Below are 20,421 nucleotides of genomic sequence, written 5' to 3' on the forward strand. Positions count from 1 at the left end.
GCCTGTCACGGCTCAAATGGTCCATGCTTTTTGCCGGAAACTGGTCCTTCGTTTGATGCCAGTTGGATGTGATAATCCGAAGACGTCACCGGAGATCCAAATGTACACGCCTCCAGCATTCGTTGTTTCCGAAAGGTCCGAACTCTATGAGATGATGCGCCAGTGTCATCTGGCGAACTTCATCACCGCGACAGAGACAGGGCCGATGGCAACGCCCCTGCCGCTGTTGCTTGATGAAACCGAGGGCGAAATGGGGGTGCTCTACGGCCATCTCGCAAGACCCAATCCGCAATGGCAGGCGGATGTCCTCGGACACGGCCTGGCCGTGTTCATGGGCCCCGATGCCTATGTCACGCCATCCTGGTACGCGACGAAAGCCGAGCATGGAAAAGTGGTGCCAACCTGGAACTACGCAGCCGTGCACGCCTCGGGTCCGGTCGAGTTCTTTGATGATGCCGAGCGCCTGCTCGAGGTCGTCAACCGCCTGACCAATCACCACGAAGCCTCCCGCAAGCAGCCCTGGACCGTCGCGGATGCTCCGGAGACCTTCATCAGCGGACAGTTGCGCGGCATCATCGGCATGCGCATGCCGATCGTCGATCTCAAGGGGAAGCGCAAGATGAGCCAGAATCGGCCCGAGGCGGATCGGGAGGGCGTCAGGCGCGGCCTGGAGGAACGGGCTGAGCAACACGACATCACGGTTGCTGCCATGGTTCCGACCTGAGTTCCGGACGCGGACGAGGCGCAGCCTGCAGCCTTTGAGGGAGCACTCACCCCTCCAACCCCCAATTGCCCCCGCCACCCCCACAGGCTAGGTTGCGCGCTCATCCCCTCCGGAGTCCCCACCCATGCCCGGCTATTCCGCCCGCCCGCCCGCCATCCCGACTGTAGTGCTCGATGATGCCGTCACCCGCATCACCCGCTGGGATTTCGAGCCGGGAGCTGCGACCGGCCATCACACCCATGGCCTCGGTTATGTCGTCGTGCCGATGACCGATTGCCATTTCCTGATCGAGGATGCCGAAGGCGAGCGCCGCGTGACGTCGAAGGCCGGCGAGGCCTATCGGCGGGATGCCGGCGTCGAGCATAATGTCATCAATGGCGGCGACCAGCCGATGAGTTTCATCGAGATCGAGTATAAATGAGCAAGACGGAAGATCCGGCGGGCGATCAGCCGGTGCCGCAATTCGTTACCGCCTTCGAGCCGCAGCATGGCGTGGCGGTGCCCGTGGCAGACGGCGTCGAGCGTCTCACAGCGCCCAATCCGAGCCCTTTCACATTCCACGGCACAAACACCTATATCGTCGGTCAGAAATCCGTCTGCGTCGTCGATCCCGGCCCCGATAACGACGCGCATTTTGATGCGCTGATGGAGGCATTGCAGGGCAGGGAGGTCACCCATATCGCCGTCAGCCACACCCATCGCGACCATTCCCCGCTCGCCCGTCGGCTAAAGGAAGCGACCGGCGCGATCATCGTCGCCGAAGGCCCGCATCGCCCGTCGCGTCCGCTCTTTGAAGGCGAGGTGAACCCCTTCGCCGAAAGCTCCGACACCGATTTTGTCCCCGACCTTGCCCTTGCCGACGGCGAGACCGTCGAAGGTGATGGCTGGAAGCTCACCGCCGTGCATACCCCCGGCCACACCGCCAACCACGCAGCCTTTGCGCTTGATAACACCGGCATCCTCTTTTCCGCCGATCACGTTATGGCCTGGGCCACCTCGATCGTCGCCCCTCCCGATGGTGCGATGAGCGATTACATGGCCTCGCTCGACCGGCTGCTCACGCGTGACGACCGCCTGTATCTGCCCGGCCATGGCGGCCCGGTCAGCGAGCCCCGCGCTTTTGTCCGGGCACTGCGCACCCATCGTCTGATGCGCGAGCGCGCCGTGCTGGAGCGCATTCGACAAGGCGATCGCCGGATATCGGACATGGTCAAGGTCATCTACGCCACCACCGATCCCCGCCTGCATGGGGCAGCCGCCCTTTCAGTGCTCGCCCATCTCGAGGACCTCGTGGAGAAGGGCCTGATCGCTACGGACGGTCCGGCGAAGCTGTCGGGAGAGTATTGGCCGGCTTGAGAGGTCATGAGCCTTCGGCTTGCCCCCTCTGTCCGCTGCGCCGACATCTCCCCCACAGGTGGGGAGAGTGGAGGGTTCGGCAGCGCCGGCGTTTTCCGCTCTCCCCCCGTGTGGGGGAGATGGCCGCCCTTCGACAAGCTCAGGAGGCCAGAGGGGGGGCAAACGGCACAAGGCCAGCCTCAGTTCCCGGCAATCCCCAGAAGCTCCGCATCCAGCGCATGCAGGAAGCCCTCGGCAATCTCATCGCTGATCCCCAGATCATGCGGCCCGTAGCGTGAGACGACGCGGATGTCGACGAGCGTCATCTCCGCTTCTTCGCGAAGCCGCACGACGGCATCGAAGGGCAGCCCGAGCACCAGCGTGCGGGTGGCAAACTGCAGCCGGGCCGTCCCCTCCGGTTCGCCGTCATCCAGTGGCACGAGCAGGCTCGGCTCGGGGCGCGCGGTGGGCAGCGGCCCACTTTCCGGCAGTGCGTCCTGGGACGCGGGTGCTGCGCCCTGGGCTTCCGCCTCGACCGGGACTTCCGTCGTCGGCCGCAGTTCCAGCGCCGGCAGGCCATATTCCTCGCCCCGGCTTGCCGTCACCACCAGCCGGTTTTCGCCCGCGACCTTGCGTACCGCCTCATAGACGCGGTCGATTGCCCCTTCATAGCGCCGGCCGTTCAAACCCGGATAGGCGGCAAGCTGCGCCTCGCCGGCATTGTCAGGCAGGGCAGGGCGGGGCAAGAGATTTTGCGGCGCATCCGGCAGGGAAACGAAGGCCGGCCGATCGGCGAGATCGGTCGAAACCTCGGTCAGTTTCGGCTTGGTGACATAGAGGTAATAGCCATAGCCGGGCAGGGCGAGCGGCACGGCCGCATAGATCAGCGCCCAGGCGGAAGCCACGCCCCCGAGCGCACCGATCTGCCAGAGCCGGGCAAGGCCGAGAAGTGCAAGCGGAACGGCAAGCGCCGCCGGCACGGCAGCTGCCAGCACCAAAAGCACGAAATCCGGCGTCGAGAGCGGCCCGAAGCGGTGCGCCAGCACGACGATCAGCAGCAAGCCGAGCGAAAACAGCGCCAGCCGTCGCGCGAGAAAGGCGGAACGGGAAACCGGACGGTCATAGCGGATATGCATCAGGATCTACCGGAATCAGAGGCGACACTGACCGCTTGTAACGGGTGACGTGGAAGGCGTCGACTGGCAATGCGGTCTGCTTCGCCTCACGGCTCACCGTTGCGCCGGCCGCCGAGAAGCGGATTGTCGCCGAACTCTGGTGGCGGAATGGCGTTGTCGTCGACTGGAATGTCGAAGCTCTCTGGCGCCTCCGTAAGCCCGTCCTCGACCGCCGGATCGAGCGGCGCAAGCGACGGGTCGTCAAAGAGCTCGGGCAGCGGCGGTGCATCGGGTGAAAGCGGCACGTAAAGCGAGACGGTAACGATGACCGCGATCACCATCAGCCAGGAACCGATGATCCGTGCCGGGATGGTGAGCCAGGCGCCGCGGAACGGGCGCAGCATCAAGCCGGGGATGACGAGGATCCACAGCGCGCCGAGCACGGCGGCGAAAGCGAATTCCTTGATGCCGATGCCGAAGTCGTCGAGCCCGATGAACAGCGCGAAGGAGAAGCCGACGACAGCGGCCGCAAGCGGGGCTGCAATCCGGCGCACCCGCGCCGGCAGCCACAGGACCACGCCGGACAGCATCACGGCAATGGGTGCGATCAGGAAGAGCTCGTGCCCGAGTGGGCTCTGCAGGATGGCGCTGAAGATCGGGTCGAAGAAGAGGAGCATCGGCGTGATCACACCGAGAAAGGCGAAGACAATCGAGACGACCTCGCCTCGCCGCTCGGCCATGCCGATGGCGACTGACAGGCCGAGCATGGCCAGAACCAGATCATAGATCGACAGCGTGAAGAGATAGCCGAGCTCGAAGAAGGCGAATTCATGTGGAATGGCAAGCGAACCTGCAACCGTCAGAACACCGGCGAGAAATACCGATAAGGCGATCCGGAAGCCAGGCGTGCGAACTCCGGCGCGGAAGCGTTCGGCAGCAGCGCTCGCCTTGTCCTCGGCGCCGTTGACGGTGGCCGGGTCGCGGATCGCCGCGCCGCTGCCCTCGCCATGAGCCACGCTGCGGACGGCCCCTGAAGGCCCGCTCTTCGCGACAACCCGCCCCGTTTTCCTGTGTGGCTGCTTCTGCTTCTTCATGTCCAGGGTCCGAGCTTGCGCGGCAAGCCGCAGTCCTCAGCCTATTTCACACGAGGCTTGATTTGTCACCGCTTGCCGCTGCACTCTCTCGTGAGAGGGAGGGTCCGGGCCATGGCCATCGTCATGCTGACGGCCGTCACGCGCGTCGAGCGCAAGGCCGCAACGAGTTTCGTCTTTGACACCGTCAACCGCCTCGGCGGCTGGATCGACGACACGCGCATGTATTCGAACCTGATGAACACGATCCGGATGACGCTTCCGGCCGGCGCATTTGGCACGCTGGTCGACGTATTGGAAGAGGGCGGCATTTCCGTTGGGCCACCAGAGGGGCTGGGTGATTTCAGCGATCCCGCTATTGAGCGTATGGCAACGCTGCAGCTCACCTTCATCCACGACGAGCCGGACCTGAAGCGCGAAGTGCCCTCGGTTCCGGGCTGAAGATGCCGTGAGCACAGGCATAACACAAAAAAACCGGCGGTTGCCCGCCGGGTCTCTCGTGTTGTCTGGCAGACGCGATCAGGCGGCGCGGCGCTGATGCCGGCCTTCCTCGATCTCCTCGACGATCTTCGCCACGAAGGCATCGAGATCGCCGGGATTGCGCGAGGTGATGATAGCCTGATCCGTGACCACGGCCTCATCGCGCCAGTCGGCACCGGCATTGATCATGTCGGTCTTGATCGAGGGGAAGGAGGTCGCCTTGCGGCCCTTGACGGCACCGGCCTCGATCAGAAGCCATGGGCCGTGACAGATGGCAGCGACCGCCTTGCCGGAATTGACGAAAGTCTTCACGAGGTCGACGGCCTTCTGCTCCTTGCGCAAGAGGTCGGGATTGATCTGGCCGCCGGGAATGACCAGAGCATCGAAATCATCGATTTTCACCTCGTCGAGGGTGAGATCGACATCAACCGTGTCGCCCCAGTTGTTCTCGTCCCAGCTCTTGATCGGCGCCTTTTCGAGCGATGCGATCTTGACCTTGGCACCCTTGGCGGAGAGCTGTTCCAGCGGCACGCGCAGCTCGGAGCGCTCATAGCCATGGGTGGCGAGGATAAGGATGCGGGCGGATGTGATGGAGGGCATGGGATGTCCTTTTCATTGGTTTTTCTCGTGGGGGATGAAAAGGAAACGACGTGGCCGCAGCATCGTTCCGGGAAAAACGCACGTTCCTCCTTCCGAAGGTGTTGCCGCCCGGCTTTCGCTTTGCTAATCAGGCCGCGATTTGCAGCGCATCTTTCCGCCTGCAACTCTGTTGGGGCGTCGCCAAGCGGTAAGGCACCGGTTTTTGGTACCGGCATTCCCAGGTTCGAATCCTGGCGCCCCAGCCATCTCCAAAGGCGGTCTTTCAAAAGTGATATGCTTACTGCGGTTGCGACTCGCGCGTCCGTCATGCCACGCAGCCTGTCCATACTTGTCGTGACCCTTCATCCTGCGCGGGATCATGCACAAGCCGTCTAAACTTGACTGAAACGGAAAGGTTGTGCTCAACGGCACATCCGGCGCGCTGAAGCCGCTGGAAGCCTTGTCGCGCGTCCCGGGTCTTGCCATGGATGAGGTGACACGTCCCGGCCGCTTGCCAGTGCCCTTTTCGGGTGAAGTGGACAATTGCAGGATCATCGCATGCTGAAACAGTTTTTCGCCTATTACCGCCCGTGGAAAGGTCTGTTCTGGCTGGATTTTTCCTGTGCCGTTGTTTCTGGCCTGCTGGAGCTTGCCTTCCCGCTCGCCGTCACCGCTTTCATCGACAGGCTGCTGCCGACCGGCAACTGGACGCTGACGCTGATTGCCGCCGCCGGCCTGCTCGCGATCTATGTCGTCAATGCAGCCCTGATGGCAATCGTCATCTATTGGGGTCACAAGCTCGGCATCAATATCGAGACTGCGATGCGCGCCAAGGCCTTCGAGCATCTGACGACGCTCTCCTGGCGCTGGTATGATACGGCCCGCACCGGCAAGCTGGTCGCCCGCGTCACGCGTGACCTGGAAGAAGTGGGAGAGGTCGCCCATCACGGGCCAGAAGATCTCTTCATCGCCATCATGACCTTTGTCGGCGCCTTCATCCTGATGCTCAACATGCATGTCGAACTCGCGCTGGTCACGGCCCTCATCGTGCCGGGCACGGTTGCTATCGTCTCGATCTATGGCAGCCGTATGACCCGCACCTGGCAGGAGATCTATGGTCGCATCGGCGCCTTCAACGTGCGCCTGGAAGAAACGATCGGCGGCATTCGCGTCGTCCAGGCCTATGCGAATGAAGATCATGAGCGGAAACTCTTTGCCAAAGACAATGCCAGGTACCGCAAGACCAAGCTCGACGCCTACAAGGTGATGGCCGCCTCGTCCTCGCTGCACTACATGGGCATGCGCTTCGTCCAGGTGGTGATCATGGTGATCGGCTCGGCCTATGTGCTCTCGGGCGCGATGACGACCGGCAGCTTTGTCGGTTTCCTGCTTCTGGTTGGCGTCTTCTTCCGCCCGCTCGACAAGATCAGCGCCGTCATCGAAACCTATCCGCGCGGCATCGCCGGCTTCCGCCGTTACCTTGATCTGCTCGCGACCGAACCGGAGATCACCGACAGCCCGAACGCCCGCCCGGTCTCGACGCTCAGCGGCGAAATCGCCTTCTCCAACCTCACCTTTGCCTTCACGCCCGGCCGCCCCGTGTTGCATGACATTTCTCTGCATGTGAGGCCGGGGGAAACGATCGCCTTCGTCGGCGAGTCCGGTGCCGGCAAATCGACGCTTCTGTCGCTTTTGCCGCGCTTCTACGAGCCGATCTCGGGCACCATCACCATCGACGGTCTGGCTCTGCCGGACATGACCGTCGAGAGCCTGCGTCGCCAGATCGGCCTCGTCTCGCAGGATGTCTTCCTGTTCGGTGGAACGCTGCGGGAAAACATCGTCTATGGTCGCATCGGCGCAAGCGACGACGAGGTGCTGGAGGCCTGCCGCCGTGCCCAGCTCTCGACCATGCTGGAAAACCTTCCCGAGGGCCTCGACACCATCGTCGGCGAGCGCGGCATCATGCTGTCCGGCGGCCAGAAACAGCGTGTGGCGATTGCCCGCGCCTTCCTCAAGGATCCGCCGATCCTGCTGCTCGACGAAGCGACGTCAGCGCTCGACAGCACGACGGAGCGGGAAATCCAGTCGGCGCTGGAGGAGCTGTCCAGGGGCCGCACGACGCTTGTCGTCGCCCACAGGCTCGGCACCATCCGCAATGCCGATCGCATCGTCGTCATGCAGCAGGGCCGCATCGTCGAAGTCGGCAACCATGCCGAACTGATGAAGCGCCAGGGCGCCTATGCAAAGCTTGCGGCCTGACGGATAAAGGGCAGGGGGGCAAGCGCTTCAGCTCCGATAGGCTGCGGCGCGCGTGGCCGTCGATCAGGCGTTCAAATGCGGGCTGACAATGCTACGCCCAGGGGCGTCGCTCGCTCGTCGTCGATCGCCGGTTCCACCTCGATCTTGCGAAATTCCGAAGGCGGACGTCCATAGCGGCTGACGAAAAGCTGGCGCATGTTCGTCTGGCTGCCAAGGCCGGCGAGGCGCGCGACATCCTTGATCTTGCGCTCCCCTGAGCGGAGCATTTCACGGGCATAGGCCAAGCGGACCGACAGCACGAAATCACCCACCGTCTGGCCGGTCCTTTGCTTGAAGGCGCGTGACAGGGTGCGCTCACTCATCGCGACCATGCTGGCAAGTCGGCTGACGGTGAGGTCGGCCGAGGGGTTTGCGATTACCCATTCCTGGATACGCTCGACCGGGCTGCGTCGATCGCCATGCACCAGATGTGTGCCGCCATTGGCGAAGCGAGGACGCAGGTCCGGAAACCGGTCGGTAAAACGCTGGCTGACATCCATCGCCGCCTCATGGCCGAGGTCTTCCTCGATGAGGGCCAAAGCGAGCGACAGCCCGACGGCCGGCCCGCGTGCACTCCAGAACTTGCCGCTCTTGTGCAGATCGTAATTGGGGTCGACGATCGTCTGGCTGCAGAGCGTCGCGAGACGTTCCTCGACCGCGCTGTCCGCCGCCACGGTCTGTCCCCGCGTCATCCCGGCAGCAGCAGCCAAAAGGACGCCGTTTCCGAGTGCCACAATCCGGCGGATCGACTTGCCGCGTCGGCCGAGAAATGCGCTGCATTCGAGATCCTGATCCTGCAGGTCGCTCACCGAGGAGTTCGGCAGGATCAGCGTATCGATGTCCAGGGGCGCGCTGGTGATGTCATGGGCGGCCTGGACCCTGATCCAGGGCTCCTCGGCCTGAAGGCTGTCCTGCCCATAGGCGCAGGTCGTGAGCAGATAGGATGCTTCGCCATTCGGGTCGCGTGCTGACCGAAGTGCCTCGACGAAGGACGCCAGATCTAACATTCCGCAATTGCTGCGCAGCACAATCATCACTGTCCGCATCGCTCTCCGGTCCTTAGGGTGCCCATGGTCGTAATGTGCTCATCTTGATGAAAAATGCGAATTTATGAACAAATTTTGACCTAGGAATGTCTAAAAACTAGTCAGTATGATTATTTGCGGATTATGGTATCAGTATAAACCAAATTGTATTGATGTGTTGTTGTATTGGATTTCGTTGATGACTTCGAGTCCGGTTATAACAAATAATATATGACAATTTGAATGGCGCTGCAGACCTTTTTTGGTTATTAATTGCATGGTGTAGGCGTGTGAATTCTATGCTGCACCGCAACTATTCGGACATTTTGCGACAAGATTCCGACAACTGCGCAAGTCAGTGACACACTGCACTTCCCATTCTCCGCGAACGGCTCCTAACGTTAAGTCAAGATTAACCTTTCGGGTCTTGCCGCTTCCCCATCTTGCTTGACGTGTCTCAATTCGAGGACGCATTCGAGAGCGCGGCGAAGCGGGCAGGGCCATCCCGGGTCAATCGACGATTGAACTCATGAGGAGTCCGAGCCCGTGCGAGATTTGCTTCGCTATGCAACCTGGTTGGCCATCGTCGTGGCGATGTTCGTATTGATCGCCCAGCCCGTCGGCCATGCCGCGCGCTTCAACCTTTCCATCATCGTGATCGCCCTTCTCGGCGCCATCATGCTGCTGAAGCTCGACGGCTTCTGGCGCCACATCTTCCTGGCGCTGGCGAGCGTCGTGATCCTGCAATATGCCTATTGGCGCACGACGAGCACCCTGCCGCCGCTGGAGGATCTCTATTCCTTCATTCCCGGTGTCATTCTCTACGCCGCCGAGATGTACTGCATCTTGATGCTCGGCATCAGCCTCTTCGTCGTCGCCGATCCGATTGATCGCCCGCGGGCGCCGCAGCTGGCCGACGACGAGAGCCCGACCGTCGACGTCTTCATCCCCACCTACAATGAAGATCGCGAGATCCTGGCGCTCACCGTGGCGGCAGCCAGGGCGATGGACTATCCCTCGGACAAGTTCACCGTCTATCTCCTCGACGACGGCGGCACCGATCAGAAGCGCAATGCCGACGATCCGGTCGCCGCAGCCCAGGCGAAGGAGCGCGCGGCAATCCTCAAGGATCTCTGCAGCGACCTCGGCGCCGTCTACATGACCCGTCAGGAGAACGTGCATGCCAAGGCCGGCAATCTGAATGCCGCACTCTGGCGCACCCATGCCGATCTTGTCGTCGTCTTCGACGCCGATCATGCTCCGGAACGCAACTTCCTGCGCGAGACCGTCGGCTACTTCCTGGAGGACGAGCGCCTGTTCCTCGTCCAGACGCCGCACTTCTTCTCCAACCCGGATCCGATCGAGCGCAATCTCGGTACCTTCGGCCGCATGCCGTCCGAGAACGAGATGTTCTACGGCAAGATCCAGAAGGGCCTCGACCGCTGGAATGCCTCCTTCTTCTGCGGATCGGCCGCTGTCCTGCGCCGTGAGGCTCTGGAAGAGGTCGGTGGCTTTTCGGGCATCACCATCACCGAGGATTGCGAGACCGCCCTCGAGCTCCACGCCCGCGGCTGGAACAGCCTCTATATCGACAAGCCGCTGATTTCGGGCCTGCAGCCGGAAACCTTCGCCAGCTTCGTCGGCCAGCGTTCCCGCTGGTGCCAGGGCATGGTGCAGATCCTGATGCTCAAGAACCCGCTCTTCAAGCGCGGCCTCTCCCTGCCGCAGCGCCTGAGCTATATCTCGAGCTCGCTCTTCTGGTTTTTCCCCTTCGTACGCGCCGTCTTCTTCGTCGCGCCGCTGCTCTTCATCCTCTTCGACATGAAGATCTTCGTCGCGTCCTTCGAAGACTTCTTCGCCTATACGGTCATGTACCTGATCGTCGGGGAAATGGTCCGCAGCTATCTCTATGGCAGCGTTCGCTGGCCCTGGATTTCCGAACTCTACGAATATGTCCAGTCGGTCTATCTGTTCCAGGCGATCATCAGCGTGCTCCTGAAGCCGAAGAGCCCGACCTTCAAGGTGACCGCCAAGGGCGTCTCCCTGAAGCAGGACCGCCTTTCGGAACTCTCGCTGCCCTACTTCATCATCTTCGGCATCCTGTGCTTCACGCTGTTTGTCGCGGCCTATCGCTACAACACCGAGCCTGAGATCTCGAGCCTGCTCCTGATCGTCGGTGCCTGGAACTGGATGAACCTGATGATCGCCGGCTGTGCGCTGGGCGTCGTCACCGAACGCAGCCAGGACCTCGCCGGCGTCGAGCTGCCGCTGCGCACCAATGTCGAGCTGCAGTTCGGCGAGACCGTCCTGCGCGGGGCAATCACCGAGGCCTCCGCCAAGGGTGCCAAGCTCATCCCGGCACAGGGCGCCTCCCGCATGTTGCGCAAGGGCGAATACGGCCGCCTCCAGCTGCTCAACGTCTCCTCCACCATGCTCGTCACCTCGCTGCCCGTCAGCATTGCCGGCGGAGCACCCGACGAAGACGGCGCGATTGCACTGCGCTTCGATGCCGAGCCCTATCACTTCCCGATCATCGCGGAACTGCTGATGCACGACATGTCGGTGGTCCGGGAACAGCGTGCCCTGCGCCAGCGCCCAAAGAGCATGATCGCCGGCAGCATTCGCATCCTGCGCTGGGCGATCATGTGCCCGCTCGCCGCGATCGGCGTCGCGCTCGGTGGCAAGCCGACCGACAAGGCCGAGCCGCAGAGATTGAAACCTCTTGCCGGTGCGGCCCTGGCCGCTGCCCCGGTCCGTCACCAGGAGGCCGGAGAATGATCAGGCAACACCTCTCTTCGCTGGCGATCGTCGGCCTGCTCTTCGCAGCCTCGCCGTCCGCTGCATCCACCTCCGCCGGCTTCGTTCTGGCACCGCAGGTCAAGGTTGAGACCGAAGCCAAGGAATATTTCCAGGACGAGGGCCAGATCCGCCGTCTGATTGCAGACAAGCAGGACCTGTTCTTCACCGGCGAGACCGCCAATCGCGAATATCCTTTCGTCGTGCTGCCCTCGGAAATGACGGGCTCGGCCAAGCTGATCCTGACTTTGCAGACGGCGATCTCGGTCGCGCCGGAACGCTCTGCGATGCGCATCTTCGTCAACGACCGGGACATCGGGTCGGTCAACCTGAAGTCCGGTGACGCCCATCAGGTCGAGCTCGAGCTGCCGAAGGGGCTTCTTCAGCCCGGCTACAATGCCGTGACCGTGCTGATGGACCAGTCGCATCGCGTCGATTGCTCGGTCGAGGCGACCTATGAACTGTGGACCCAGATCGATCCTGCCCGCAGCGGCTTCGTTTTCACCCGCAACGCCAAGGACGATCCGAGCGATGTCTCGACGCTTCTCGCCTATAGCCGCGACGTCAATGGTCATGCCGCCATCAACGGCCTGATCCCCCGCGGTGCTGCCGGCGAAGATATCGACCGTACCTTTGCCGTCGTGCAGGCGCTCTCGATCCTCGGCCATTTTGATCGTCCGGTGGTCACCGTCGGCAGCAGTGCCGGCTCCGGTCCCGGCATCGATCTAGTGGTCGGCACCTTCGGTACGGTGCGCGACCTGATCGGTGTTGTCCCGCAGCAGTCCGGCGTCGAGTTCGACATCGATCCGGCCACGGGCCGGAGCCGCATGGTGGTGGCAGCCCGTACCGCCGATGAACTCGTCAGCACGATCCGGGACTTTACCCTGCGTGCCCAGACGGAAGTGACCGACGGCTCGCCCCAGGGACGTCGCGCGCTTGGCAATCGTCGGGGACGCCTGCTCGAATCCGGCAGCGCAAACACCCTGGCCGAACTCGGCTTCGTCGCCCGTCCCTTCGCCGGCCGCCATTTCCAGCAGGCGATCGCCTTCAGCCTTCCGGCGGACTTCTATCCGGGTGACTATGGTGCCGCGAACCTGAAACTGAATGCCGAATACGCCGCCGGTCTTTCGCCGACGGCCCAGATGGTCATCCGCGCAAACGGTGACACCGTCGCCAATATCCGCCTCGGCGAGGCGCGCTCAGGCCGCATCGACGGCCAGGTCCTGCCGATCCCGCTGGACAAGCTGAGACCCGGTTACAATGTCATCGAGTTCGAGGCGGAGCTGCATGCGGCGTCCGATATGGTCTGCGACCCCTCGACCCTCGGCAACACCACCGCGCGCTTCTTCATCAAGGGTGACAGCACCCTCAATATCCCGGCTTTCGCCCAGATCGGCCACGCCCCGAATCTCGCGGTGGTCTCCGCCGGCAAGGCGGATTTTGACGACGATGCGGCCATGCCGCTCTACGTCGAAAACATGGACAACGCTGTTCTTGGTGCAGCCGGCACCTTCCTCGCCAAGATGGCCTATGTGTCGCGCGAGGTCAGCCCCGTTTCGGTCACCTCGGGCTGGCCGCTGGACCGCCAGGGGTCGCTGCTGGCCTTCGGAACCTTCTCCGGTTTTTCCGGCCAATTGCAGTCGGATCTCGGGATCAACCTCAATCCGATCGCGAGCGATCTGAGCCTTTCGATCGATCAGACTTCTGCGGATCCGAGCGGCGCGCCGGTCGAAGTGGCCGCCCCCGCACTCTCCGTCGACGGCACGCCGGTGACGGTGGACGAACCGGGGCCAACGTCTCTCGTTGCCCGCCTGCGGGAGGGAACCAACAATCTTTACGATGGGATCAGCACCCGCATCCGCATCCAGGCCGCTCAGCTCGGTCTCGTCGAAGACAGCAATGTCCTCTCAGCCGACGCCGTCTACCAGGTCAGCGGCGAAGCAGACATGCTGGTCGCCCAGCGTCTCGTCAACGACAGGGATGCCTGGACTGTGGTCGCCGTTCGGGATCCGGCTCTGCTTTCAGACGGCTTGAGAAGCCTCGTTGAGGCCGATGTCTGGGGTCGTCTCGGCGGCTCTGTCAACGCCCTCAAGGGTGACGGGACCTTCGTCGAGCGCAAGATGGCGGCCCATGAGCGTCTCTATGAGACGAAACCGCTCAGCCTGCAGAACGGCCGCCTGATCGTGGCCGGCTGGTTCTCCAACAATGCCCGGGAGTTCACCATTGCGCAGATCCTCGCCGCAATCCTTCTCGGCGCGTCGACCTTCGTCGTTCTTCGGCAGGGACGGAAATCGTGAAGACACGCACGCGTCTCCTGTCGCTTCTGCTGTTGGGTTGCTCCCTGTTTACGGGTGCCGCAACGATGGTGCGGTCGCAGACGGAGGAAAATGTTGCAGCCGATCTCGCCGCCGGCGCCTGGCTGGTCTACCGCCACAACTTCCTCACCGAAGAGGGGCGGGTGGTCGACAACCGGGCCGGTGGCATCAGCCACAGCGAGAGCCAGGGCTATGGCATGCTGATGGCCGAGGCGGCTGACGATCGTGACGGCTTCGATCGCATCTGGCAGTGGACGAAGGCCAACCTCTTCGTCCGCGAGGACGGTCTCGCCGCCTGGCGCTGGGATCCGACGCAGATGCCGCCGATCACGGATCGCAACAACGCGACCGATGGCGACCTGCTCATCGCTTGGGCGCTGATGCGGGCCGGGAAGCGCTGGGGCGATGCCGACCTGCAGCGCGAGGCCCGGCGGATTTCAGACGCCATCATCGCCCGGACCGCGATCGACACGGCACACGGCCTCGTTATCCTGCCCGGTGTTCAGGGTTTCGGAGAAAACGACCAGGCGGACGGTCCGGTGGTCAACATGGCCTACTGGATATTTCCGGCGATCGTCGATCTCGGACGTTTGTCGAACCGTTTCCCCTCCGCAGCCCTCATGGACAGCGGTGTGCGTCTGCTGCGCGAGGCCCGCTTCGGTCCGGCAAGATTGCCGGCGGACTGGGTGTCTCTCTCGGGCGAGACGCCACGTCCGGCAAGCGGCTACCCCTCGCAGTTCGGCTATGATGCAATCCGCGTTCCGCTTTATCTGGCCTGGTATTCGCGCGACTACCCGGACATTCTCGAGGTCTTTGCCGCCCACTGGAAGCAGTTCGGTCAAGCCTCCATGTCCGTCGTCGAGCTTTCAACCGCCACGCGTCTCGCCCCAATGCCCGGCCCCGGCTACCAGGCCGTCGCCGGCCTCGTCGAATGCAGCCTGGGCCGACGTCCCGATGTCGCCCTTCTCTCTGACTTCAGCTCCCAAGACTACTACCCCGCCACGCTCCATGTGCTCAGCCTCATGGCGATCGCTGAAAGGTATCCCACATGTTTGACCGATTTCCCCTGAAGACTGCCCTTCTTCTCGGCGCCTGCATCACCATCCCGATCAGCCAGGCCACGGGAGATGGGTTCAACAACTTCCCGGCCATGGGCGTTGTCGTTCCGGGCGGCGTGGTGCTGTCCAACGTCTCCGTGCCAGCTGGCGTCCAGCCGGCGATGCCGAGCTTCGCGCCGGTCGCGGCGCCGACCCTTCCGCCCGTCGTGCCGCCGACCATCGCAGCGCCGCAGCCGGTGATGCCCGTCGCACCGGCTGCCGCCCAGATCGTTCTGCCCACCCCTATGCCGGAGCCGACAACCCCCATGGCCATGGCGCCGCAGGCTGCCTCACCTGTGATCCGCGATGTCGCGCCGGGTGAAAACCCGTTTGGGCCGAGCCAGGCGACAGCGGCGAAAAGACCGGCTGTTCAGCCGGCGCCCGTCGCCGTCAGCGCCCAGGCGCCCGCAGCGGTATCGCGTCGCGACAGTGTCGAGCTCCAGATCGCCCGCCTCAGCCAGCAGACCGAGGAGCCCGTGGTTGCGACCCGGCCCGAGGTCGATGACACGGCGCTGCGTTACTATGCCCAGACACGCGACCTGAAACGTCTTGGCGCGGAGCTGCGCCGCCTGAAGGCTCTCTATCCCAACTGGGATGCGCCGGAGGATCTGTTTGACGCTCCGAACAACATCTCCGAACAGCCGCTCTGGGATATCTTCGGGAGCGGCGACTATGTGCGCGTCCGCACGGAGATGGCGAGGCTGCAGAGCGAGAACCCCAACTGGAAGCCTAGCCAGGAACTCCTCGACAAGCTGGCCCAGGCCGAAACCCGCAGGCTGATGGAGCGCTCGCACGCCCAGCGCAACTGGGCCCAGGTGGTCAGCCTGGCCGAGGGCTCGCCGCAGCTGATGGTCTGTGCCGAGATGAACACCATGTGGATCACGGCCGAAGCACTTGCCCAGTCCCGGGACTTTGCCCGTGCCTTCGATCTCTACAAATACATCGTCACGACCTGCGAGGATCCGAGCGAGCGGCTGTCGACGGTGCAGAAGGCAAGCCTTCTGCTGCCCGAAGCCGGAACCCGTTCGCTGGTCGCCCTCGGCTCTGTCCTGCCTGACGGCACGGGTGAGTTCGACAATGTCTCCTTCGATCTCGTGCGCCGCAAGATGGGCCAGATTGCTCAGGGCAATGCCGCGACCGGTCTGACGCTCGACGAGTTGCAGCGCTTCAGCGACTATGCCCAGCGCTCGTTCTCGGCCGCCGATGCGGAGCTGTTTGGCTGGTTCTACTATGGCCAGCAAAGCTGGGAGGCCTCCTATCACTGGTTCGTCAGCGCCACGCGCATGACAACCAGCCTGAAGAGCATCGAAGGCGTCATCCTCACGCTGCGCAACATGGAGCATCGCGACGAAGCGCTTCAGCTGGCCCGCCAATATGCAACCCAGACCCCGGAGCTGAAGAAGATCTATATCGAGCTGCTATCGGCCGGCCTCACCGATCAGGACACCCCTCTGGTACCCACAGAGGAGGAGCTGAAGACCTTCGAAGCCTATGTCTTCGAGCAGAAATCGGCACTGGGCGCCCAGGCGCTTGCCTGGCACCGCCTCGACAACAAGGCCACCAAGGACGCAACGCGCCTCTTCCAGCAATCGGTGGAATGGGAGCCGACCGAAGGCGGCGTCGTGGGCCTTGCGGTTCTGGCCTCGCGCGCAAAGAACTGGGGACGGGTCGCATCGATCAAGAAGCAGTATGGCGAGAAGTTCGCAGCCCTCGACAACGTCAAGGTCTATCGCCCGAGGGTTGTGGCAAAGCGGCCGCCGGCCAAGCCGAAGGAAACACCCGACCTGCTGACCTGGCTGCTGCAGAAGAACAAGAAGGACGAGAAGAAGGGCAGGGTCGAAACGCAGTGACGGGGTAAGCCTGACCAAGGGCGCCGGATGATAACCCCCGATCCGTCGGGGGAAGTCTCTTCCGGCGGCCGATCTGCTGGAGTCCACAAAAGCGCGCTTCGGACCAATGACTGCTTACGCCTGGCCCATCCGGGCATATTGCAGCGCCAGCCGCATGCCGCCCGTTTCGACCACCGGCACTTCAAACCCGTAGATCGCCTCCAGCACCTCGGTTCGCATAATCGCACCGGGCAGCCCGTCGGCGGCGATCCGGCCGTCCTTCATGGCGATGATCCGGTCGGCGCTCGCAGAGGCATGGTTGATGTCGTGCAGCACGATGACGATGGTGCGGCCGGTCTCATCGGCAAGCCGGCGCAGTTCCAGCATCAGCTGGCGGGCGTGATACATGTCGAGATTGTTCAGGGGTTCGTCGAGCAGGATATAGTTAGTCCCCTGCGCATAGGTCATCGCCACCATCACCCGCTGTCGCTGGCCGCCGGAGAGACGGTCGAGCGAGCGGTTGGCAAGGCCTTCGAGCTCGAAACGGGCAAGCGCCTCCTCGACCATGGCGCGATCCTCCGTCGTCATCCGCCCGCCGCTATGCGGAAAGCGGCCGAAGCCGACCATTTCGCGCACGGTGACGCGCGGCGGCGGGCCGGAATCCTGTCGGAGGATCGCAAGCTTCTTGGCCAGCACCTTGCCGGGCGTCGCGCCGACCGGCAGTCCGTCGATGGTGACGGATCCCTGCTGCAGCGGCAACAGCCGGGCGGCAAGCGAGAGAAGCGTCGATTTGCCAGCCCCGTTCGGGCCAACCAGGGCGGTGAGGCCACCCCTCGGCAGAACAAGGTCGATGCCCTCAAGCACGCGCTGTCCTTCGCGAGTGAGGCTGACGGATTGGAATTCGATCATCGGGTGCGCCTCGCAAACAGAAGCAGGATGAAGACAAGGCCGCCGAGGAAATCGACGACAACAGAGAGCGTGCCGGCCTGGCCAAGCCCGTGCTGCAACAGCGTCTGCCCGCCGACCAGCACGATCACGCCGAGCAACATGGCAACCACGAAGACGGAAGCATGCCGGCGCGAGGACGTCAGCCGCTCGGCAAGCGCTGCGATCAACAGGCCGAAAAAGGTGACGGGGCCGACGAGCGCGGTGGAAACGGCGACCAGAGCCGAGACGACGAGCAGATTGTGCAGCACCACCCGGTTCCAGTCGACGCCGAGACCGATGGCCATGTCGCGTCCGAGCGCGGCGATGTCGAGCAGATGGCGGCGCGAGAAGAGGAAGCCGCCGGCCAACAGTGTAACGAGTGCTGCGATGGCGAGCAGGTCCGTATTCGGCGCGGAGAAGTTGGCATACATCGCCCGCTGCGCCACGGCGAATTCCTGCGGATCGATCAGGCGTGCCAAAAGACTGGTCAGGCTGCGGAAGAGCCCGCCGATGACGACGCCAGCGAGCAGCATCAGCGTCAGGTCCATCCGGCTTTTCAGCGCCGGCCAGAGAATGACCATGGCCAGCAGCATCAGCGCGGATGCCTCCATGCCGAATTTCAGATGCGGCGAGAGCGAGACATAACCCAGCCCGCCAAGTGCAAAGACGAGGGCTGCCTGACCGAACTGGTAGAGCGCATCGAGGCCCATGATCGACGGGGTGAGGATGCGGTTGCCGGTGATCGTCTGGAAGGTGACGGTCGAGAGCGCGATTGCGACGGCGACGGTCACCAGCGCCGCAAGCCTGACGCCGCGCAGCTCCAGCGCAAAAGCGATGTTGCCGCGCAGGTTGACCGTCATGAAGGCGATGACGGCCAAGAGCGCCAGACAGAGGAGGAGGCCGATCACGATCCGGTCACGCATCGCGACGCTCCCGAAGGATGAACCAGAGGAAGACAGCAGGTCCGATCACGCCCATCACGGTGCCGACGGGGATCTCGTAAGGAAAGCGCATGACGCGCCCGGCGATGTCGGAGGCAAGAACGAGGATCGCCCCGCCGAGTGCCACAAGCGGCAGCGTGCCGCGCAGATTGTCGCCCGAGATACGCGAGACGAGATTGGGCACGACGAGGCCGACAAAGGGGATGAGCCCGACGACGACGACCGAGAGCGCCGACATGACCGAGACCAGCACCAGCCCGATCTGCGTCATGCGGCGATAATCGATGCCGAGGCTGGTCGCCTGGTCCTCGCCAAGCGCCATGATCGTCAGCCGGTCGGCAATCAGCATCGCCGCCGCGACGATGACCACGGCGACGAAGAGAAGCTCGTAGCGACCCTTCAGCACGCCGGAGAATTCGCCATTGGTCCAGATGTCGAGATATTGCAGGAGATCAGTCTGCCAGGCGACATAGGTGACGGCCGCCCCCACCACGCCGCCATAGACGAGGCCAAAGAGCGGCACGAGATGCGGCTGTTCCGGTGGCAGGCGATGGGCGGTGGCGAGGAACAGCGCGGTGCCGGCGAGCGCACAGCCGCTGGCGACCAGTGCCTTCACGCCGAGGCCGGCGGCCGGCAGAAAGAGCGTCACGATCAGGATGCCGAGTGCTGCACTCTGGGCGGTACCCGCCGTCGAGGGCTCGACGAAGCGGTTGCGCGTCAGCGTCTGCATGATCTGGCCGGCAACGGCGAGCCCCGCACCGCAGAGCACGGCGGCAAGCGTGCGCGGCAGACGGCTGATGGCCATGAGATCGGCAAAGGGCATCGCACTGTCAGTGCCGGAGAGCGACAGTTCCTGCACGCCGATGGCAAGGCTCAACATGACGAGAAGCGCCAGGCAGAGCCAGGCGCCAATCATCACGCGGCGATGGTGTGTATCAGCGATGGCAGACATCACTGGCTGGCGGAGAAACCGGCCTCGATCGTCGCCAGCACCCGTTCGGTGGCCTTGAGGCCGCCTGCGGCGATGTAGAAATCCGCCGACGGCAGATAGATCACCTGGCCGCTCTTCCAGGCCTTGGTCTCGGCGACCAGCGCGTTGTCGAGCGTTGCCTTGGCATTCTGGTCATTGGCGCCGATGGCGGCGGCCCGGTCGAGCACCAGCAGCCAGTCGGGATTGGCCTTGGCGATGAATTCGAAGGAGACCGGCTCGCCATGGGTGGCGGCTTCGACATCTTCGACTGCCGGCGGCAGGTCGAGCGCCTTGTGCACCCAGCCGAAGCGGGAATCGATCCCGTAAGCGGTGATCTTCGGCCCGTTGGTCATCAGGATCAGGCCCTTGCCCTTGCCCTGAACGGCGGCCTTGGCGCGGGCGAGCGCTGCGTCGAAATCGGCAACGGCCTTTTCGGCCTCTGCCTGCTTGCCGAGGATCGCGCCATAGGTCGTTGCCCGCTCTCGCGCCTGGTCGACGACATCGACGCCGTCCATGGTCATGTCGAGCGAGGGCGCGACCTTGCCCGTTTCCTTCTCCTTGCCGGAGGAGCGTCCGCCAACGATGATCAGGTCAGGCGCAAGCGCGCTCAAGGCTTCGAGATCCGGCTCGAAGATATCGCCCACCACCTCGGCCTTGCCCTTCAGATCAGACAGTTCCGGCAGATACAGGTTTTCCGGAATGCCTGATGGCATCACGCCGATGGCCAGCAGCGTATCGAGCGCGGCGATGTCGAAGACGGCAACCTTCGACGGCGTGCCCTCGACGGTGACCTTGCCGGCATAGGTCTCGACATCGAGCGCCAGCGCCGGCAGGGCGGCAAGGGTGAGGCCGGCGGCGATCAGTGCGCGGCGGGTAAAGGAGCGGGTGGTCATTCTGGT

At 63.5% G+C, this 20,421-nt stretch carries 17 protein-coding genes and 1 tRNA gene; 10 read left to right on the forward strand and 8 right to left on the reverse strand.

Features of this window, described 5'->3' with window-relative positions:
* Window positions 1–100: 100 nt before the first annotated feature.
* The 3 genes from GH983_RS04110 to GH983_RS04120 all read left to right on the forward strand — a co-directional run bounded on the left by GH983_RS04110 (window position 101) and on the right by GH983_RS04120 (window position 2,080).
* On the forward strand, window positions 101–724 hold the full coding sequence (locus tag GH983_RS04110; RefSeq protein ID WP_153761698.1) for an FMN-binding negative transcriptional regulator: 624 nt from the start codon (window positions 101–103) through the stop codon (window positions 722–724).
* A gap of 124 nt (window positions 725–848) precedes the next feature.
* Entirely contained in the window at window positions 849–1,145 is a 297-nt protein-coding gene (locus tag GH983_RS04115) for a cupin domain-containing protein (protein WP_153761699.1), read from the forward strand.
* Window positions 1,142–2,080 (forward strand): MBL fold metallo-hydrolase, encoded by a 939-nt coding sequence (locus GH983_RS04120; RefSeq protein WP_153761700.1) that lies wholly within the window; start codon window positions 1,142–1,144, stop codon window positions 2,078–2,080. Before GH983_RS04115 ends, GH983_RS04120 begins: the two co-directional genes overlap by 4 nt.
* A 179-nt stretch (window positions 2,081–2,259) precedes the next feature.
* Here the strand turns inward: GH983_RS04120 and GH983_RS04125 are convergent, their stop codons facing one another.
* Both GH983_RS04125 and GH983_RS04130 read right to left on the reverse strand, forming a co-directional pair.
* Window positions 2,260–3,195: a DUF1499 domain-containing protein gene (locus tag GH983_RS04125; protein ID WP_153761701.1), complete on the reverse strand. Its 936-nt coding sequence runs from the start codon at window positions 3,193–3,195 to the stop codon at window positions 2,260–2,262.
* A gap of 86 nt (window positions 3,196–3,281) precedes the next feature.
* Complete coding sequence (locus tag GH983_RS04130; RefSeq protein ID WP_153761702.1) at window positions 3,282–4,268, reverse strand: hypothetical protein; 987 nt, start codon at window positions 4,266–4,268, stop codon at window positions 3,282–3,284.
* A 111-nt stretch (window positions 4,269–4,379) separates the two neighbouring features.
* Between GH983_RS04130 and GH983_RS04135 the strand changes: the two genes are divergently transcribed.
* On the forward strand, window positions 4,380–4,706 hold the full coding sequence (locus GH983_RS04135; protein WP_153761703.1) for a hypothetical protein: 327 nt from the start codon (window positions 4,380–4,382) through the stop codon (window positions 4,704–4,706).
* 78 nt (window positions 4,707–4,784) lie between these two features.
* On the opposite strand, the gene GH983_RS04140 is transcribed toward GH983_RS04135, so the two are convergent.
* On the reverse strand, window positions 4,785–5,345 hold the full coding sequence (locus tag GH983_RS04140) for a type 1 glutamine amidotransferase domain-containing protein (protein WP_153761704.1): 561 nt from the start codon (window positions 5,343–5,345) through the stop codon (window positions 4,785–4,787).
* A 170-nt stretch (window positions 5,346–5,515) separates the two neighbouring features.
* Between GH983_RS04140 and GH983_RS04145 the strand changes: the two genes are divergently transcribed.
* Window positions 5,516–5,590, forward strand: a tRNA-Gln gene (locus GH983_RS04145).
* Between the two features lie 292 nt (window positions 5,591–5,882).
* Entirely contained in the window at window positions 5,883–7,583 is a 1,701-nt protein-coding gene (locus tag GH983_RS04150) for an ABC transporter ATP-binding protein (protein ID WP_153761705.1), read from the forward strand.
* A gap of 71 nt (window positions 7,584–7,654) precedes the next feature.
* Here the strand turns inward: GH983_RS04150 and GH983_RS04155 are convergent, their stop codons facing one another.
* Window positions 7,655–8,629, reverse strand: a complete 975-nt coding sequence (locus tag GH983_RS04155; protein WP_194842782.1) for a GlxA family transcriptional regulator — start codon at window positions 8,627–8,629, stop codon at window positions 7,655–7,657.
* A gap of 564 nt (window positions 8,630–9,193) precedes the next feature.
* Here GH983_RS04155 and bcsA point away from each other — a divergent pair.
* From bcsA to GH983_RS04175, 4 genes are read left to right on the forward strand one after another with little or no spacing between them, the layout of a single operon-like run.
* Window positions 9,194–11,425 (forward strand): UDP-forming cellulose synthase catalytic subunit, encoded by a 2,232-nt coding sequence (gene bcsA, locus GH983_RS04160; protein ID WP_246727496.1) that lies wholly within the window; start codon window positions 9,194–9,196, stop codon window positions 11,423–11,425.
* Window positions 11,422–13,740, forward strand: coding sequence for a cellulose biosynthesis cyclic di-GMP-binding regulatory protein BcsB (locus GH983_RS04165; protein WP_153761707.1), 2,319 nt, complete (start codon window positions 11,422–11,424; stop codon window positions 13,738–13,740). Before bcsA ends, GH983_RS04165 begins: the two co-directional genes overlap by 4 nt.
* Entirely contained in the window at window positions 13,737–14,828 is a 1,092-nt protein-coding gene (locus GH983_RS04170) for a glycosyl hydrolase family 8 (protein ID WP_153761708.1), read from the forward strand. The genes GH983_RS04165 and GH983_RS04170 overlap by 4 nt, the downstream gene beginning before the upstream one ends.
* Entirely contained in the window at window positions 14,807–16,705 is a 1,899-nt protein-coding gene (locus GH983_RS04175) for a hypothetical protein (RefSeq protein ID WP_069041920.1), read from the forward strand. The genes GH983_RS04170 and GH983_RS04175 overlap by 22 nt, the downstream gene beginning before the upstream one ends.
* Before the next feature lie 114 nt (window positions 16,706–16,819).
* Here the strand turns inward: GH983_RS04175 and GH983_RS04180 are convergent, their stop codons facing one another.
* The 4 genes from GH983_RS04180 to GH983_RS04195 are packed head-to-tail and all read right to left on the reverse strand — an operon-like array spanning window position 16,820 to window position 20,415.
* Window positions 16,820–17,593, reverse strand: coding sequence for an ABC transporter ATP-binding protein (locus tag GH983_RS04180; RefSeq protein WP_054150946.1), 774 nt, complete (start codon window positions 17,591–17,593; stop codon window positions 16,820–16,822).
* Entirely contained in the window at window positions 17,590–18,534 is a 945-nt protein-coding gene (locus GH983_RS04185) for an iron chelate uptake ABC transporter family permease subunit (protein ID WP_153761709.1), read from the reverse strand. The genes GH983_RS04180 and GH983_RS04185 overlap by 4 nt, the downstream gene beginning before the upstream one ends.
* Window positions 18,527–19,504, reverse strand: a complete 978-nt coding sequence (locus tag GH983_RS04190) for an ABC transporter permease (RefSeq protein WP_153761710.1) — start codon at window positions 19,502–19,504, stop codon at window positions 18,527–18,529. The genes GH983_RS04185 and GH983_RS04190 overlap by 8 nt, the downstream gene beginning before the upstream one ends.
* Entirely contained in the window at window positions 19,504–20,415 is a 912-nt protein-coding gene (locus GH983_RS04195; protein ID WP_153761711.1) for a siderophore ABC transporter substrate-binding protein, read from the reverse strand. The genes GH983_RS04190 and GH983_RS04195 overlap by 1 nt, the downstream gene beginning before the upstream one ends.
* Between the last annotated feature and the right edge of the window lie 6 nt (window positions 20,416–20,421).

The sequence above is a fragment of the Agrobacterium sp. MA01 genome, from assembly GCF_009650195.1.
Classification (GTDB): domain Bacteria; phylum Pseudomonadota; class Alphaproteobacteria; order Rhizobiales; family Rhizobiaceae; genus Allorhizobium.

Bases quoted from the DNA above. Each gene is read 5' to 3' on its own strand.
- GH983_RS04110 (WP_153761698.1), top strand. From the start codon at position 101: ATGTACACGCCTCCAGCATTCGTTGTTTCCGAAAGGTCCGAACTCTAT.
- GH983_RS04150 (WP_153761705.1), top strand. From the start codon at position 5,883: ATGCTGAAACAGTTTTTCGCCTATTACCGCCCGTGGAAAGGTCTGTTC.
- GH983_RS04195 (WP_153761711.1), bottom strand. From the start codon at position 20,415: ATGACCACCCGCTCCTTTACCCGCCGCGCACTGATCGCCGCCGGCCTC.
- GH983_RS04130 (WP_153761702.1), bottom strand. From the start codon at position 4,268: ATGAAGAAGCAGAAGCAGCCACACAGGAAAACGGGGCGGGTTGTCGCG.
- GH983_RS04155 (WP_194842782.1), bottom strand. From the start codon at position 8,629: ATGTTAGATCTGGCGTCCTTCGTCGAGGCACTTCGGTCAGCACGCGAC.
- GH983_RS04135 (WP_153761703.1), top strand. From the start codon at position 4,380: ATGGCCATCGTCATGCTGACGGCCGTCACGCGCGTCGAGCGCAAGGCC.
- GH983_RS04190 (WP_153761710.1), bottom strand. From the start codon at position 19,504: ATGTCTGCCATCGCTGATACACACCATCGCCGCGTGATGATTGGCGCC.
- GH983_RS04165 (WP_153761707.1), top strand. From the start codon at position 11,422: ATGATCAGGCAACACCTCTCTTCGCTGGCGATCGTCGGCCTGCTCTTC.
- GH983_RS04125 (WP_153761701.1), bottom strand. From the start codon at position 3,195: ATGCATATCCGCTATGACCGTCCGGTTTCCCGTTCCGCCTTTCTCGCG.
- GH983_RS04140 (WP_153761704.1), bottom strand. From the start codon at position 5,345: ATGCCCTCCATCACATCCGCCCGCATCCTTATCCTCGCCACCCATGGC.
- GH983_RS04175 (WP_069041920.1), top strand. From the start codon at position 14,807: ATGTTTGACCGATTTCCCCTGAAGACTGCCCTTCTTCTCGGCGCCTGC.
- GH983_RS04185 (WP_153761709.1), bottom strand. From the start codon at position 18,534: ATGCGTGACCGGATCGTGATCGGCCTCCTCCTCTGTCTGGCGCTCTTG.
- GH983_RS04115 (WP_153761699.1), top strand. From the start codon at position 849: ATGCCCGGCTATTCCGCCCGCCCGCCCGCCATCCCGACTGTAGTGCTC.
- GH983_RS04180 (WP_054150946.1), bottom strand. From the start codon at position 17,593: ATGATCGAATTCCAATCCGTCAGCCTCACTCGCGAAGGACAGCGCGTG.
- GH983_RS04120 (WP_153761700.1), top strand. From the start codon at position 1,142: ATGAGCAAGACGGAAGATCCGGCGGGCGATCAGCCGGTGCCGCAATTC.